At 67.1% G+C, this 17,322-nt stretch carries 7 protein-coding genes; 4 read left to right on the forward strand and 3 right to left on the reverse strand.

The annotated features are described in order from the left end of the window. Positions 1-69 precede the first annotated feature (69 nt). The gene (gene glnE / locus ACI48I_RS11080) at positions 70-2,784 is read right to left on the reverse strand and encodes a bifunctional [glutamate--ammonia ligase]-adenylyl-L-tyrosine phosphorylase/[glutamate--ammonia-ligase] adenylyltransferase (protein WP_498574196.1); all 2,715 of its coding nucleotides are present in this window, start codon (positions 2,782-2,784) and stop codon (positions 70-72) included. A 166-nt stretch (positions 2,785-2,950) separates the two neighbouring features. Here glnE and ACI48I_RS11085 point away from each other — a divergent pair, with 166 nt between their 5' ends. The 3 genes from ACI48I_RS11085 (at position 2,951) to tldD (ending at position 9,639) form a co-directional block, all read left to right on the forward strand. After that, on the forward strand, positions 2,951-7,108 hold the full coding sequence (locus ACI48I_RS11085) for a YhdP family protein (protein WP_498574197.1): 4,158 nt from the start codon (positions 2,951-2,953) through the stop codon (positions 7,106-7,108). A gap of 4 nt (positions 7,109-7,112) precedes the next feature. Beyond that, positions 7,113-7,910: a carbon-nitrogen hydrolase family protein gene (locus ACI48I_RS11090; RefSeq protein ID WP_498574198.1), complete on the forward strand. Its 798-nt coding sequence runs from the start codon at positions 7,113-7,115 to the stop codon at positions 7,908-7,910. Positions 7,911-8,178: 268 nt separating this feature from the next. Beyond that, complete coding sequence (tldD, locus tag ACI48I_RS11095; protein ID WP_498574199.1) at positions 8,179-9,639, forward strand: metalloprotease TldD; 1,461 nt, start codon at positions 8,179-8,181, stop codon at positions 9,637-9,639. A 229-nt stretch (positions 9,640-9,868) separates the two neighbouring features. Here the strand turns inward: tldD and ACI48I_RS11100 are convergent, their stop codons facing one another. Both ACI48I_RS11100 and ACI48I_RS11105 read right to left on the reverse strand, forming a co-directional pair. Beyond that, positions 9,869-12,526, reverse strand: a complete 2,658-nt coding sequence (locus tag ACI48I_RS11100; protein WP_498574200.1) for a TonB-dependent receptor — start codon at positions 12,524-12,526, stop codon at positions 9,869-9,871. Between the two features lie 345 nt (positions 12,527-12,871). Continuing rightward, a complete protein-coding gene (locus tag ACI48I_RS11105; RefSeq protein WP_498574201.1) occupies positions 12,872-15,739 on the reverse strand; it encodes a TonB-dependent receptor in 2,868 nt (955 codons plus the stop codon). A 491-nt stretch (positions 15,740-16,230) separates the two neighbouring features. Between ACI48I_RS11105 and aroG the strand changes: the two genes are divergently transcribed. Further along, positions 16,231-17,289: a 3-deoxy-7-phosphoheptulonate synthase AroG gene (aroG, locus tag ACI48I_RS11110; RefSeq protein WP_193686849.1), complete on the forward strand. Its 1,059-nt coding sequence runs from the start codon at positions 16,231-16,233 to the stop codon at positions 17,287-17,289. The last annotated feature ends 33 nt before the right edge of the window (positions 17,290-17,322 follow it).

The raw sequence follows: 17,322 nt of genomic DNA on the forward strand, positions 1-17,322 counted from the left end.
TTGGTGACAGTGCGTAAATGCTGGTGCGGCGCACCATCGCGGTGCGGGCGACAGGAGGGGGGAACTGTTTCAGCCCAGCAGGCTGATCCAGAGCTTTTTGACGTTGGCGCTGTGCGTGAGAACCTGCGCATGGGGCACGCGCGCCTCGTCGCCCTGCAGCCGCAACTGGTGCTGCAGCTTGCGCATCGCCCGGTAGGCGTCGGCGGCGCCGGCGGCCAGCGCCGGATCGATCAGGCCCAGTTCTCCGCTGCGGTGCAGCAAGGCGATGTTGCCGGCATTCGCGGTGAGTTGCGGATGCGCCGAGGCATAGCGCAGCACCAGGTACTGGACGATGAATTCGATGTCGATCATGCCGCCCGCATCCTGCTTCAGGTCGAACAGGGAAGTGCGGTTCGGCATCGCGTCGTGCATGCGCTGGCGCATCTTGAGCACTTCGGCCTTCAGCTCGGCTTCCTGGGCACTGCGGTCGCGCCGCAGCACGGCCTCCCGGATCTCCTCGAAGCGCGCGCCGATGGCCGCATCGCCGGCGCAAAAGCGTGCGCGCGTCAATGCCTGGTGCTCCCAGACCCAGGCCGCATTGTGCTGGTAGCGCTCGAAGGCGGCCAGCGAACTGACCAGCATGCCGCTGGCCCCGTCCGGACGCAGCGCGGTGTCGATGTCGAACAGGATGCCGGCCGGGGTGTGGGCCGTCATCCAGGTGATGAAGCGCTGCCCCAGCTTGGCGTAATTCGAGGGCGCCATGTCGTCTTCGTCGTCGAACAGGAAGATGACGTCCAGGTCCGAGACATAGCCCAGTTCCTTGCCGCCGAGCTTGCCGTAGGCGATGACGGCGAAGCGCGGATCCTCGCGGTGGCGGGTGGCCACCGTCTTCCAGGCCCAGCGCACGGTGGCGGCGACGACCACGTCGGCCAGCGCCGACAGGTGGTCGGCCAGGCGCTCGACCGACAATTCTCCGGCCAGGTCCAGGGCCAGCAGCCGGAACAGCTGGGCGTGGTGGGCATCGCGCAGGATGTCGAGCTGGCGTTCGGTGTCGCCTTCTGCTTCGCCGAGTTTCGCGTCGAGGCTGGCCGACAGCTGGGCCGGCTCGTCGATGCCGCCGCGGTCGTCCAGCAGTTCGTCGAGCAGGATCGGGTGCAGGGTCAGGAAGGTCGCGGCCCAGCCGCTCGCATGCATCATGCGGATCACGCGCTCGAGGGTGTGCGGGTATTCGGTCAGCAGCGACAGGTAGGCCGAGCGCCGGGCAATGGCCTCGAGAAAATCGAGCAGGCGCCCGAGGGTCGCGCCATGGCTGCCGACGCCGGCTTCCACGACGACGGTCGCCACCAGCGGCAGCGCCAGGTTGACCAGGGCCAGCAGGCGCGCACGGCTCGCGTCGGGCAGGCTCTGCAGACGGGGCGCGCCCCAGGTCGCGGCCAGGCGCCGCGCGGCCCCTGCGGGATCGTCATAGCCGAGCGCGCCGAGGTGGGCTTCGATCGCGGCGATCGCTTCCGGGTCGGCCGCGATCGCTTCCAGTTCCGCGCGCTCCTCGCCGGCGGGGGCGCTCTTGTCGGCGAACATGTCGTCGAACTGGGCGGCGACGAAGGCGCGCCGTTGTTCCAGCTGGGCGAGCAGGGTCGGCACGTCGGGCAGGCCCATCATGCGGGCGACGATCTCGCGGTCGCCCTCGTTCGCGGGCAGGGTATGGGTTTGGGCGTCGTCCAGGTATTGCAGCCGGTGTTCGAGGTTGCGCAGGAAGGTATACGCTTCCAGCAGGCGCTCGACGGTTTCCTGCGTCATCAGCTCGCGCTCGGCCAGCAGGCGCAGGGTCAGGCGGGTCGAGCGCTCGCGCAGGGCCGGGTCGCGCCCGCCGCGGATCAGCTGGAACACTTGCGCCAGGAATTCGATCTCGCGGATGCCGCCGCGCCCCAGTTTGACGTTGTTGCTGCGGTCCGGGTGCAGGCGCTCCTGGCGTTTGACCTCGGCGCGGATCTGGGCGTGCATGTTGCGGATCGCGTCGATCACGCCGAAGTCGAGGTAGCGCCGGAACACGAAGGGCCGCACGATCGCCTCGAGTGCGGCAATGTCCTCCGCCGTCCCGGTCACGGCGCGCGCCTTGACCCAGGCATAGCGTTCCCATTCGCGCCCCTGCACGATCAGGTATTCCTCGACCATGTTCAGGCTGGCGGCCAGCGGCCCGGAATTGCCGTTCGGGCGCAGCGCCATGTCGACGCGGAAGGTAAAGCCGTCCTCGATGACTTCCGACAGCGCGCCGATCAGGCGCCGCCCCAGGCGCACGAAGAATTCATGGTTCGACAGCTCGCGCTGGCCGGGGCCGGCGGCCGTTTCGCCATCCTCGGGATAGACGAAGATCAGGTCGATGTCGGAGGAGACGTTTAGTTCGCCGCCGCCGCCCTTGCCCATGGAGAGCACGATCATCTCCTGCGGGCGGCCCGATTCGGCGCCGATCGGCATGCCGTGGGCGGCCACCAGTTCGGCCATCAGGTCGGCCAGGTGGGTGCGGATCGCGAAGTCGGCGAGATGGGTCATGGCGCTGACGACTTCGTCCATGTTCGATGCGCCTTCCAGCTCGCGCCGGATCAGGGCCGCCAGCAGCAGGTTGCGCAGGCGCCGCATGGCGCGCGGCAAGGGAATGCCGGCTGCCAGCTCGTGCTCCAATAACGCGCCGAAATCCGGGCAAGCCAGCGATAATTGAGCCAGCTGTGCGACGCGCTCTTCACGCCCGGGGGCGGCGGCGATCCAGCGTTGGTAGAAGCGCGAGGCGCAGGCGGGGGAAGGATGGGGCATGGAGGGTGTCCGGCACGAGAGTAAAAGCGTTCCGACAGGCAGCTTGCGGTAGAATTGCCCGCCGTGCTGCCCCGGTCAGCACGATGGTAAGGTAGACGCCGCAATTCAAGCAAGCGCTCTCTTATTAAAGAACTAATTTTCGGCGAGCCTTATTATTAGCACCCTGATGCACAATCCGGAACCGCAGGCCCCTCCCGCGCCCGTGCCGCTGGCCGAACGCTGGCGGCGGTTGCGTGCCGCCTACCGCTATGCCAACCTGGCGTCGCATCATGTGCTTGGATTCGCCGTCAAGCTGGCGCTGCTCGTCTATTTCGGCCTGGGCATCCTGTTCCTGGTCCTGCGCTACGCGATCCTCCCCAACATCGACCTGTACAAGGGCGACATCGAGCGCGCCGCCAGCCACGCGCTCGGCAACAAGGTCGCGATCGCCCGCATCTACGCCACTTGGAGCGGGGTGCATCCCTCGCTGTTCCTGGGCGACGTCACGCTGACGGACGCCGCCGGCCGCCAGGTGCTCGCGCTGCCTTCGGTTGCGGCCACCTTTTCCTGGTGGAGCGTGTTCGCGGCCGAGCCGCGCTTCGAGACGCTCGAGCTGATCCGGCCCCAGCTGGACGTGCGGCGCGGGCCTGACGGCGTGATCCAGGTCGCCGGCATCCGCATCGATCCGAAAGAGGACAAGGGCGGACCCGGCGGCGACTGGGTGTTTCGCCAGCGCGAGATCCTGATCCGCGAAGGCCGCATCGACTGGACCGACGGCCAGCGTGGGGCGCCGCCCCTGAGCCTGCGCGAGGTCGGCGTCGTGTTGCAGAACCATTGGACCACGCACAAGTTTGCCCTGAAGGCGACGCCGCCGACCGAACTGGCCCAGCCGCTCGATGTGCGCGCACGCTTCACCCATCCGCGCTTCAGCGGGCGGGCGTCGGACGTCGCGCGCTGGCGCGGCGAGCTCTACGCCGACCTGCGCGAAGCTGACCTGGCCGCCTGGCGCCGTTACCTCGACTATCCGTTTTCGCTGACCCAGGGCCGCGGCTCGCTGCGCGCCTGGATCACGCTCGACAATGCGCGCCTGGCCGGCTTCACTGCCGACCTTGCCCTGTCCGGCGTGGCCGCGCGCGTCAAACCCGAGCTGCCGCCGCTGCAGCTGGCACGGGTCTCGGGACGCCTGTCGGCGCAGGAAACCCTGCTGCCCGGCAAGGAAGACGGCAAGCCGACGTTCGGCGCCAACGGCCACACGGTCAGCCTGGACAATTTCATGGTGGTCACGCACGACGGTCGCAGCCTGCCGCCGGCCACCCTGACCGAAACCTTCGTTCCGGCAGCGGCCGGCAAGCCGCAGCGCGTCACGGTCGAGGCGCGCCAGGTCGACCTGGCGGCGCTGGCCGAGATGGCAGCGCAGCTGCCGCTGTCGAACCTGCAGCGGCGCGCGCTGGCCGACTTCGCGCCGCGTGGACGCCTGCTCGATTTCTCGGCCTCCTGGGACGGCCAGTATCCCCATCTGGCCGGCTATCGGATCAAGGGACAGGTGGCTGGTCTCAGCCTGCGGCCGCAGGCGGCGCGCGCCGCCGTGCCGGCCGCCCCGGGTGCAGCCGCCGATACCGCGCAGCCGGCGCTGCCGGCCTTGCCCGGCTTCGACAACCTGTCGGGTTCGATCGACGCGACCGACAAGGGTGGCAGCATCGTCCTCGATTCCAGGGAGCTGGTGCTGCACATGCCGGCCTGGTTCGCCGATCCGGCCATGCCTTTCGATAAGCTGGCGCTGGGCGCGCGCTGGACCTACCAGCCGCAGGAGCAGCTGCTGGTCGAGGTCGACAAGCTCGAGTTCGCGCAAGGCAGCCTGCGCGGCAACCTGTCGGGGCGCCACCTGCTGCCGCTGGGTCCGGGGCACGGTCCGGGCGTGGCCGATGTCGAAGGCACGCTGGACGGCTTCCAGATCGCCCAGGTCGGGCGTTTCCTGCCGCTGGCCACGCCCGAACACCTGCGCGACTGGCTGAGCACGGCGCTGCAGGGCGGCATGCTCAACGACGTGCGCCTGCGCCTGCGCGGCGACCTGGCCGAGTTCCCCTTCCGCGCCGAGAACGCGGCGGCGCGCGCGCGCGGCGAGTTCCGCGTCGCCGGACGCATCGCCGGGGGCGTGCTCGAATACGCGCCCTTCCACCGCACGCCTGAGAACAAGCCGACGTGGCCGGTTGCCGAGGCCATCAACGGCAGCATCGTCTTCGACCGCGCGCGCATGGAAATCATCGGCGACACGCTGCGCACCCAGGACCTGAACCTCTCCAACGTCAAGGCAGTGATCCCGAACCTCGGCTCGCACGAGATGCAGCTCGACATCGACGGCAATGCCGCCGGCGCCTTGCAGGACTTCCTGCGTTATGTCGCGGCCAGCCCGGTGCTGGGCTGGATCGGCCATTTCACTGAAGACACCCGCGGCAGTGGCAATGCCCGCCTCGGACTGAAGCTGCAGATGCCGCTGGCGAACCTGCACGACACCAGGGTGCAGGGCGCCCTGCAGCTGCAGGAGAACGACGTGCAGCTCTTCCCGGACCTGCCGCCCATGCAGGCGGCCGTCGGCAAGGTCGAGTTCAGCGAACACGGCGTCAACCTGAACGGGGTCGGCGCCAACTTCCTCGGCGGGCCGCTGGCGCTCACCGGCGGCACCCAGCGCGACGGTGCGATCGCGATCCGCCTGGCCGGCACCCTGTCGGCCGAGGGCATGCGCCGTACCGCGCCGGCGCCGGCGATGGCGCGCCTGGCGCAGCGCCTGTCGGGCAGTACGCGCTACGGCGGCCTGGTCGCCTTCCGCGACCACCAGCTCAGCGTCACGCTCGATTCGACCCTGGCCGGACTCGGCATGGATCTGCCGGCGCCACTGAACAAGTCCGAGGCCGACGCGCTGCCGCTACGCTTCGCCCTCACGGGCGCGCCGACGGCGGCGGACGGCAGCGGACGCGACGAACTGCGCCTGTCCCTGGGTGAAGCGGTCGCCGCGCGCTATGTGCGTAGCCGCGCGCCGCACGGCGCCTGGACGGTCGAGCGCGGCGGTATCGGCGTCAACCTGCCGGCCCCGGAACCGGACGACGGCATGATGATCAACGTCGACATGAAGTCCCTGAATGTCGACAACTGGCTGGCCACGGCGCGCGAGATTGCGGGCGAGGGCGAGGCTGTCGCGGGTGCCGCCGCCGGCCCGAATTTTTCCCAATATGTAATACCGACCACGATCGCGGCGCGCGCCTCGGAGCTGTTCGTCGGCGAGCGCCGCATGGCCGACGTCGTGGTCGGCGCCACGCACCGGGGCAATGCCTGGCAGGCGAACATCCATTCGCGCCAGGCGACCGGGTATCTCACCTGGAGCGAAGGGCAGGGGCAGGGCGTGGGCAAGGTCACGGCGCGCCTGGCCTCGCTCGTGATCCCGGAATCGCAGGCGGCCGAAGTCAAGGCGCTGCTCGAATCGAACCGCGGCGCCAGCGCCACGATCCCCGCGCTCGACATCGTGGCCGAACACTTCGAGCTCTTCAATAAACAGTTCGGGCGCCTGGATCTGCAGGCGAGCAACGTGCAGGCGCTGGCCGGCAAGGAATGGCGCATCGATCGCCTGTCGCTGACCAATCCCGACGGCCAGCTGAAAGCGACCGGGCGCTGGCTGACGAAAGACGGCAAGAGCAATACCGGCATGAATTTCACCCTCGACATCCTCGATGCCGGGCGTCTGCTGGATCGGCTCGGCTTCCCCGAAACCCTGCGCCGCGGCAAGGGCAAGCTGTCCGGCGACCTGTCCTGGAGCGGCCTGCCGTATGCGCTCGACATCCCGACGCTGTCGGGCCAGATCGAGATGAACGTCGGCGGCGGCCAGTTCCTGAAACAGGACCCGGGCGCGGCCAAGCTGCTCGGCGTGCTCAGCCTGCAAATGCTGCCGCGGCTGCTGAAACTCGACTTCCACGACGTGTTCTCGGAAGGCCTGGCCTTTGACGGCATCAGCGCCAACGCCATGATCACGCGCGGCGTCGTGAAAACCGACAACCTGAAAATGCACGGCGTCGCCGCCACGGTGATGATGGAAGGCACGGCGGACATCGCCAACGAATCGACCGACCTGCGCGTGGTCGTGATCCCCGAATTCAACCTCGGTACCGGGCCGCTGGTGTACGGCCTCGCCGTCAATCCGGTGATCGGCCTCGGCTCCTACCTGGCACAGCTCTTCCTGCGTGCGCCGGTGATGAAGGCGCTGACTTATCAGATGCGGGTCACGGGACCGTGGAAATCGCCTACCATTATCAAACTCGACAACCCGCCGCCCGCCGCGGCCGCCAAAGCGAAGGAATAACGAGATGACCCGCGTTGCCGCAGTCCAGATGGTGTCCAGCCCCGACGTCGCCCACAACCTCGCCACCGCGCGCCGCCTCGTCGGCGAAGCGGCCGCCGCGGGTGCGACCCTGGTGACCCTGCCCGAGTACTGGCCCATCATGGGCATGACCGATACCGATAAAGTGCGCCATGCCGAGCCGGAAGGCGCCGGCCCGATCCAGGACTGCATGGCGGCGCTGGCGCGCGAGCACGGCATCTGGCTGATCGGCGGCACCCTGCCGCTGCGCTCGCAGGAAGACGGCAAGGTGCTCAACACGACGCTGGTCTACGACCCGCAGGGTGCATCGATCGGCCGCTACGACAAGATCCACCTGTTCGGCTTCAACAAGGGCAGCGAATCCTATGACGAAGCGCGCACCATCGTGCCGGGCGAAGCGGTCGGCAGCTTCGAGGCGCCGTTCGGCCGGGTCGGCCTGTCGGTCTGCTACGACCTGCGTTTCCCCGAGCTCTACCGCGCCATGGGCGAATGCGCGCTGATCGTGGTCCCGGCCGCTTTTACCCACACCACCGGCAGCGCCCACTGGGAAGTCCTGCTGCGCGCCCGCGCCATCGAAAACCAGTGCTATGTGCTCGCTTCGGCCCAGGGCGGCACCCACGCCAACGGACGCCGCACCTTCGGCCACAGCATGCTGGTCGATCCCTGGGGCGAAGTGAAGGACGTGCTGCGCGAAGGGGAGGGTGTGGTGTCGGGCGAACTCGATCCGGCGTTCCTGGCATCGGTGCGCGAGAGCCTGCCGGCGCTACGGCACCGAAAAATGTGATCTCGCCTGGAACGCCGAGGTAACGTAGGGTGGGCACTTGTGCCCACGCGTACGTGCAGTTGAATGCCGCAACGTATCCAACATGGCGATTGCTGGCGTTTACGATGTTTTGTCGCGATACCACGGCGCACAAGTGCGCCCGCGTGGGCACGAGTGCCCACCCTACGTTACGCTGCTTGCTTGGCCAGACACCCGCGTCCGCACCGGTACGATCCAGGCGGATATGGCACAATGCCCCAATCCTCACGAGACCGAGACAAGACGCAAAATGACCCCATTCGAACCGAATCTTTCCTCCCTGGCTGTCGCACGCGATGTGCTCTTGAGCCCGTTTGGCCTCGACGAAGGCAAGTTGCTGCGCACGCTGGGCACGATGTTCACCCACAAGGTCGATTACGCCGACCTGTATTTCCAGTTCACCAAGAGCGAAGGCTGGAGCCTGGAAGAGGGCATCGTCAAGACCGGCAGCTTCTCGATCGACCAGGGCGTGGGCGTGCGCGCCATCTCGGGCGAGAAGACGGCCTTTGCCTATTCCGACGAGATCTCCGAATCCGCGCTGCTCGACGCGGCGGCCGCGACGCGCACCATCGCGCGCGCCGGCGCCGGCCGCGTGAAGGTTGCGGCCAGCACGACGCCGACCGGCGGCCGTTCGCTCTACCTGCCGCGCGATCCGCTCGCCTCGCTCGACGCCACCGCCAAGGTGCGCCTGCTCGAGCGCGTCGAGAAAATGGCACGCGCCAAGGATCCGCGCGTGGTGCAGGTGATGGCAGGCCTGGCCGGCGAATACGACGTAGTGCTGGTGGTGCGCAGCGACGGCGTGCTGGCCGCCGACATCCGGCCGCTGGTGCGCGTGTCCGTCACCGTGATCGCCGAGCAGAACGGCCGGCGCGAGACCGGTTCCTCGGGCGGCGGCGGCCGTTTCGACTACGGCTATTTCGACGACGAGATCCTCGACCGCTATGCGACCGAGGCGGTGAAATCGGCGCTGGTCAACCTCGATGCGCGCCCGGCCCCGGCCGGCCCGATGACGATCGTGCTCGGACCGGGCTGGCCCGGCGTGCTGCTGCACGAAGCCGTCGGCCACGGCCTGGAAGGCGATTTTAATCGCAAGGGTTCGTCCTCGTATGCCGGCATGATCGGCCAGCGCGTGGCTGCCAAGGGCGTGACCGTGGTCGACGACGGTACCCTGAAGGACCGCCGCGGTTCGCTCAACATGGACGACGAAGGCAATCCGACCCAGTGCACGACGCTGATCGAGGACGGCATCCTGAAGGGCTATATCCAGGACACCATGAACGCGCGCCTGATGAAGATGCCGATCACCGGCAACGCCCGCCGCGAGTCCTTCGCCCACCTGCCGATGCCGCGCATGACCAACACCTACATGCTGGCGGGCGACAAGGACCCGGCCGAGATCCTGGCCTCGGTCAAGAACGGCCTGTACGCGGTCAACTTCGGCGGCGGCCAGGTCGACATCACGAACGGCAAGTTCGTGTTCTCGGCCAGCGAAGCCTACATGATCGAAGACGGCAAGATCACCTATCCGGTCAAGGGCGCAACCCTGATCGGCAACGGCCCGGAAGTCATGAACCGCATCTCGATGATCGGCAACGACATGGCGCTCGACTCGGGCGTCGGCGTGTGCGGCAAGGAAGGCCAGAGCGTGCCGGTCGGGGTGGGGCAGCCGACGCTGCGGATCGATGGCGTGACCGTTGGCGGTACGGCATAAAATTCGCTGCTGTTGCGATGCACGAATGCCCGGCTTGCCGGGCATTTTTTTTGGCGATGAATTGGATTTAAGCTGTAGGGTGGGCGGGTCCCCCGCCCACGCGTTCAACGAACGCTGGCTTCTTCCCGAAATATCATCAGCCGGTTGAACGCGTGGGCGGCAAACCGCGGGGCCGCCGAGGCCCACCCTGCGTCCCTCCGTTTGAAGTTGCAGGATTACCCGCCACCCCTCAGAACTTGTACGTCAACCGCGCATACACCGTCCTCCCGATCGGATCCGTATAGCGCGGATCGTAGCCCAGCTGGAAGTTGGTGACCTGGTTCGTAAACGGCGGCTCCTTGTCGAACAGGTTCTTGATGCCGGCGGTCAGTTCGAACATCTTGTTGCCGGTGAAGGTGGTCGACAGCGACCAGGTCGAGTAATGCCGGACCTTGTTGGCGAACTCGGGCGCAACGGCCGTGTTCTGGTCTTCGTAGTGCGACAGGTAGCGGTTCGTCAGGTTGAAGCTGTAGTCGCCGCGTACCAAGGTCAGCAGCAGGTTGTGGCGCCACCGGAACACCGGGCTGGCGTCGGCATAGCGTCCGGCGTTCTGCGTGAACGGGCCGCCGCGCTCGTTCTGGTACTCGTATTTGTTGACATAGGTGCCATCGATCGAAAGGCTGATGTTGCCGAAATCGTTGCGCGGCAGCCGGTACAGCACGGACAGGTCGAGGCCGCGGGTACGCACTTCGCCGAGGTTGTCGGTGAGGTCGAGCACGTAGTTGAGCCGGGTGCCGCTCGGGTCGTAGACGAACAGGTTCTGGTATTTCACCGGGTCGCCGAAGATCGTTTGCTCGGCCAGCGAATTGATCTGGTCCTTGAGCTTGATTTGCCAGTAGTCGGCCGACAGCGTCAGCGAGGGGATCGGCTCGACCACGATGCCAGCGCTGAAGGTGCGCGAACGTTCCGGAGACAGGTCGGGGTTGCCGCCGCCGCGTATGTTCTGCTGCTGGCCGCAGACGATGTTCGGGTTGGCGCCGGGAATGGCCACGCCGCCCGGACACAGGCGCGGATCGTCATAGGTGTCGGAGCTGTTGGTGGTCGATTGCGGACCGAACAGGTCGAACAGCGTCGGCGCCCGGAAGCCCTTGTTGAACGAGCCGCGCACCAGCACCTGGGGTACCGGCTGGTAGCGCACGGAGACTTTCGGATTGAAGCTGCCGCCGACGTCGCTGTAATGGTCGTAGCGGCCGGCGAAGTTCAGCTCGAGGTCCTTGATCACTGGCACGTTGAGCTCAGTGAAGACGGCGTAGATGCGGCGCTGGCCCCTCTGGTCCTGGGCGTCGGCGTAGCCCGAGCTCGAGGCCTGGCTGGCCAGTGGCCGGTTGACGAAATACTTGGCACTGTCGCGCCGGAATTCGGCGCCGACGGCAAAGCCCAGGGGCCCAGCGGGCAGGGTCATCAGTTCGCGGCTGGCGCGTGCGTCGACGGCGCTGCTGAGGATGCGCGCATGCAGGTATTCACCCAGCAGCAGCGAGTTCTGCAGGTAGGCGGCGCCCTCCGGGCTTTGCGGACCGAAGGGATTCAGGATGCCGGCCCCGACCCCGTTGATGATGGCCTGGTCGATCACGTAGCCGCCGCGGAAGGCGCTGCGCGCCCGGCCCATCGAATGCGATAGTCCGGCATTGTAATCCCAGCCGGCCAGGGTGCCCTCGAGGCTGGCCAGCAGGCGCACCGTGCTGCTGCTGTCGTAGTTCAGGCGTCCGCCGGTCTCGACCGGGCGCCAGCTGATGTCGAGGTCCTCGCCGGTCAGGCCAGGGAAGGCCGGCGTGATGCCGGCGCCGGGATAGTAGGGGCTCGCCGCCGTCATGGTGACGCCGATGTTCGACAGCGGCGGCGGCGCCACGCGCGACTCGTTGGTGCTGCGGCCCCACAGCACTTCCAGGCTGCCGATGTGGTCGGCGCCGAGCTTGCGGTTGAACTTGCCCATCGCGCTGTACTGGCGCGTCTTGGGGACGTTGTCGACGAACTGGGTGTAGTCGAATTCGCAGACCGGGTCGTCGGTGGCGGGCAGGGTGTCCGGCGGCCGGCAGCCGGTGGCGAAAGACGGGTTGCCGGCGATGCCGAGGCTTGAAAAGAAATTGGCCGGGAAAGGCGTACGGCTGATTTCGTTCATGCCGCGCTCGGGCCGCACGCCGGTGCGCGAGAAGCTGCGGTCGGTGGAGCGCAGCGCGCTCTGCTGGTGGTAGTCGAGCACGCCGAACATGCTGTAGCCGTCGCGCTCGAGGTCGCCCCAGCCGCCCGAGGCGTTGACGCGCTGTTCGTCGCCGCCCCCGCGGCGCAGCGGCTCGTAGCCTTCGAGCGTGACCGCGCCGCCCTCGACCGAGCGCTTGGTGATGAAGTTGATGACGCCGCCGATCGCATCGGTGCCGTAGATCGCGGAAGCGCCGTCGCGCAGCACCTCGACCCGTTCGAGCGCCGAGAGCGGGATGATGTTCAGGTCGACGGTGTCGGCGAAATACGGGTGGTTCGCCAGGCGCCGGCCATTGAGCAGCACCAGCGTCTTGTCGCCGCCGAGGCCGCGCAGGTCGGCCACGGCGCGCCCGCCGGTGCCGGCGCCGACCGCCGACGAACTCACCGTCGAGGTCTGGTTCATCGGGATCGTGTTGAGCACGTCCTGGGCCGTCGTCAGGCCCTGCTTGACGAAGTCGGCGGCGCGGATGGTCGTGATCGGCAACGAGCTTTCGGTCGCCAGCCGCTTGATCGACGAGCCCGTCACTTCGACGCGCTGCATCGGCTGGGCGCTTGTGTCCTGCGCGCCGGCTGGCAGGCAGGCCAGCAGGCCAAGGCCCGCCACGGCACTGCCAAACAGGCGGCGCAGCTGGCGGGACAAGATGGTTTCGTTCATTTCCGGCTCCTGGAAGATTGTCGGCCCCTCATTGCGCCACCTCAATGCTTATCTGTAGATAAATTGACCGCAAGCATGGACAACTGTGGTCAGGCGGGGGTGATTGGGACTGAGTCTTGCACCGCGCCTGTCGATTTGAGTGATCGCGCTCAAATGGCGTGGGAGTTCGTGTGCTCTTGGCGCCCAAAGCGTTGCTTGCCGGGGAAAGCCGTTGGATGTGCGCCACATCCGGCGCCGCGCTTGCATGCGACACGGCAAGGACCCTGCGCAAGTCAGCGCCGGCCAGTGCGTGCGCACCGGCCGGCGCCGGGTCTGCCTCTGCCTCCCTGCCTCCACTTCCTCGGATCAGAACGTGTAGCGCGCCCCCAGCGTGAAGGTACGCCCCACCGCGCCCTGGAAGTCGAGCGGGTTGTAGGCCTGGGCGCCATAGGTCAGCGGATCGAGTGGAGCGATCTTGTCGAACAGGTTCTCGATGCTGCCGAACACTTCGAGGCCGGGGAGCGGTTTCCAGCGCGCGACCAGGTCGAAGGTCGTGAACGAGGCCAGCCTGCAGTCGCTCGGCGCATCCTCGCCGTTGGCGAAGTGGCTGGCGCAGCCGCGCGGATCGTTCTTGAACTGCGTATTCTCGATCGTGCCGCGGAAGTTGGCGTTCAGCGACACGCGCCAGTCGCCGCGGTCCCAGGCAGCGCGCAGGTTCACGCGGTGGTCCGGCGTGCCGACGCAGTTCGAGACGTCGCAGTTGCCATGGGTGCCGGCGAAGTCGCGCGAGCTGCCGTCGAGTTCAGTGCGCAGCCATTTGTCGATATACGTCCATTTACCGTCGAGCAGGATATTGCCCCAGTCGCCGGGCAGGCGCACCATGTGGCGGGCGTCGACGTCGACGCCGCGCACCTCGGTCTGGGCCGAGTTGACGTAGTTCGCCAGCACGGCCGTGATCGCCCCCGGGTCGCCCGGTTGTTGTGCAGTGCTGGGGTCGCGCGCAACGTGGCCGGCGGCGATCGCCGCGGTGGTCAGTTCCTGGTTGATCTCGTTCTTGCGCTTGATCTTCCAGAAGTCGACCGAGACGCTGGTGCGCGGCAAGGGGTCCCAGATGACGCCGAGGTTGTAGCTCTTCGAGCGTTCCGGCGAGAGGTTCGGATTGGGCGAGGTGATGATCGCGATCGACGCCGGGTTGCAGGCCGCCGCCACGCCGAGGCCGCAGCGCAGGGGATCGGCCGCGGTCGAGAAGGCGGCCAGTCCGCCGACCCCGTTTTCGGCCGCGCTCGGGGCCCGGAAGCCGCGCGCAAACGTGCCGCGCAGGGCCAGCTGGGGTGCGGGCTGCCACTTGACGCCGGCCTTCGGCGTGTAGGAGTTGCCGACGTCGGTGAAATGGTCCCAGCGCAGCGCGCCCGTGACCTCCAGGCCCGGCAGGACAGGCGCCAGCGCCTCGGCATACAGCGCAAACACATTGCGCGCGCCGCGGTAGGCGGAGTAGCCGAGGCCGATGATGTTGCCGCGTTCGGTACCGGCGGTCGGCTGCAGCTCGGTTTCTTCGCGCCGCCACTCGGCGCCGGCCGCAACGCCGATGGCGCCGCCGGCCAGCTGCCCGACTTCGCGCGTGGCCTTGAAGTCGCCCTGGATGATTTTCGTGCGGGCGTCGTTCGCGATCCTTGGCGACAGCGCGCCGTACACCTCGGGAGTGTTCAGCCCCGCGTTTTCGCCGATGCGCCACAGGGTACCGGCCGGCAGCGCGGCATAGGCCGGGCTGCCGGCTTGCGCCAGGGCGACATTCGCCGCAGTCGGGTTGAGCAGCGCATAGGCGACGTCGCGCTGCAGGTAGCCGCTGCGCTCGTTGCTGACCCTGTTGCGCGAGAACAGCAGGGCGGTATCGTATTCCCAGCCGGCAAAGCTGCCCTTGATGCCGGCGAGCGCGCGCACGAAGATGGAGTCGATGTTCGAGACCCGCGGTCCGACGTCGGCAGCCAGGTAGCGCAAGCGGGCGGCGGTGCCGAAATATGGGTTGTCCGGATGGCCGGCGCCGAGCGCGATATCGGCATTGCTGACTGGTCCGCCCGGGAAACCGACGTTGGCGCTGACGGTCGAGGGGGTGGTCGACGCTGCAGTCAGGCTCTTGTACAGGTTCAGCTCGGTATAGCCCTCGATCTCCGGCGTCAGGCGGAAGGTGCCGCGCCCGAACACGCTGTAGTTTTCCTGCTGCGGCACGATCTGGTTGTACAGCAGGGTCGAATCGATCAGGCAGCCACCGCCGGGGTCACCCTGCGGTTGATTGGTGAAGTTCGAGCAGGCGGCGCCCGGTTGGGGGCGCGTGAATCCGGCTGCCGGGTCGAGGCTGCCACGGTTGTAGTAGTTGTTGGTGAGCGGATTGCGCACATTGCCGTTGATCGCGCTGCCGGCGGCGTTCGGTCCCGTGATGGCGCCGGTGCCGCCCAGCGCCTGCTGCGCCGAATAGCCCCAGCGCCGCAGGTCGATGCGGCCGATGTGGCGGCGGTCGTCGCGCTCGCGCAGCCAGATGTTGTTGTTGCGCTTGTACTCGAAATTGAGCAGCACGTTGTAGCGGTCGGCCTGGAGGTCGCCGAAGCCGTGGGTAATCGCGTAGTTCTCCTTCTCGCCGTCCCAGTCCCCGGTCATGCCGAGGGACCCGCGCACCGTGGTGCCCTTGAAGTCGCGGCGCAGGATGATGTTGACGACGCCGGCGATCGCGTCCGAGCCGTAGATGGCGGAGGCGCCGTCCTTCAGGATCTCGATGCGGTCGACGGCGTCGGTCGGGATCACGTTCAGGTCTGAGAATACCTTCTGGCCGTCGTCGGCCAGGCCGTAGGGCGCCATGCGCCGGCCGTTGAGCAGCACCAGGGTCGAGGCCGTGCCGAGGCCGCGCAGCGAAATGCCCGAGGCGCCGGCCGCGAAGCCGTTGCCGAAGCTGCTCGGCACCGAGCCCTGGTTGTCCACCGCCAGGGTCTGCAGCAGTTCGGACACGGTGCTTTTGCCGGAGCGCTCGATGTCGGCCCGGTTGACGGTCAGCACCGACGAAGCGGTTTCGGCTTCCGCACGGCGGATGTTACTGCCGGTGACGACGACGCGCGCGACCGGCCGCTCGGCCGCTTCCTGCGCATGGGCTTGCGGCTGGACCAGCAGCTGGACCAGCAAAATCGGGCCGATGGCGCCGCCACCTGCGAACAGGCGGCGCACGGATCTGGATAACAAGGTCTCGGTCATGTCTCGACTCCAAGGGATCGTATGGAAATCCCTGTCCTGACTGTAGCCGCACCTTACGTCGCCTCATGGTTTGGATTCAAAGAAACTGATCCGAAGCAAAGGTGTGTGCAGGCCGGACGGGGGCTTGGTCCGACTTTTGCATTGAAGACAACACACCATCTGATATCTCTCAAACGTTTCTGGAGCGTTCAAAAACCTGTCCGTTCTGCGCAACCGCTTGCTCATCACTGATGATTTATGCAGCAAATGACGCACTGCGACAAAACCCTTGCCAAGCTTCCCAGCCAAGGGTTATAGTCGTTTCAAGCTTTTCGGATCCCTCATGCGCAACCCTGTCTTCTTTACCTGCTATTTTTGGTTTAGCTTTTCCGGCCCTCAGGCGGTGGAATAGCGGCAGGTTCACGCGACAGCAGAACAGACCGAACAACCAGAAACCGCCAGAGATGGCGGTTTTTTTATTTGCAGCCCAGACCAACGAAACGGAGTACCGCATGCCTCGTACCGACGATTTACGCATCCGCGAAATGAAGGAACTGACGCCACCTTCGCACCTGATCCGCGAGTTTCCGGTGACACCAATGGCCGAGGAAACGGCATCCGCGGCGCGGGTGGCGCTGCACCGCATCCTGCATGGCCAGGACGACCGCCTGATGGTGGTGATCGGACCCTGCTCGATCCACGATCCGAAGGCCGCGCTCGAATACGCACGGCGCCTGGTCGAACAGCGCCACCGCTTTATCGGCGAGCTCGAGATCGTGATGCGGGTGTATTTCGAAAAGCCGCGCACGACGGTAGGCTGGAAGGGCATGATCAACGACCCCTACATGGACAACAGCTTCCGCATCAATGACGGCTTGCGCATGGCGCGTGAGCTGCTGCGCGACGTCAACGAGATGGGACTGCCTGCCGGTACCGAATTCCTCGACGTGATCAGCCCGCAGTACATCGCCGATCTGATCAGCTGGGGCGCCATCGGCGCGCGAACTACCGAGTCGCAGGTGCACCGCGAGCTCGCTTCCGGGCTGTCCTGCCCGGTCGGTTTCAAGAACGGTACCGACGGCAACATCAAGATCGCCGTGGAGGCGATCAGGGCCGCCTCGACGCCGCACCACTTCCTTTCCGTGACCAAGGGCGGGCACTCGGCGATCGTCTCGACGGCCGGCAACGAGGATTGCCACATCATCCTGCGCGGCGGCAAGACGCCGAACTACGACGCCGCCAGCGTCGACGACGCCTGCAAGCAGATCGCCGCCCTCGGCCTGGCCTCGCGCCTGATGATCGACGCCTCGCACGCGAACAGCTCGAAGAAGCCGGAGAACCAGGTGCCGGTGTGCGCCGACATCGGGCGCCAGATCGCGGCGGGCGACGAGCGCATCGTCGGCGTGATGATCGAATCGCACCTGCTGGCCGGCCGCCAGGACCTGGTGCCGGGCAAGGAGCTGGCGTATGGCCAGTCGGTCACCGACGGCTGCATCGACTGGGAAACGAGTGTGGGCGTGCTGGAGGGCCTGGCGGAGTCGGTGCGCCAGCGCCGTTTGCGCGGGGAATGAAAAAACCCGGCCTAGGCCGGGCGTCGGGTGGGC

It is taken from the genome of Massilia sp. LXY-5 (assembly GCF_059801075.1).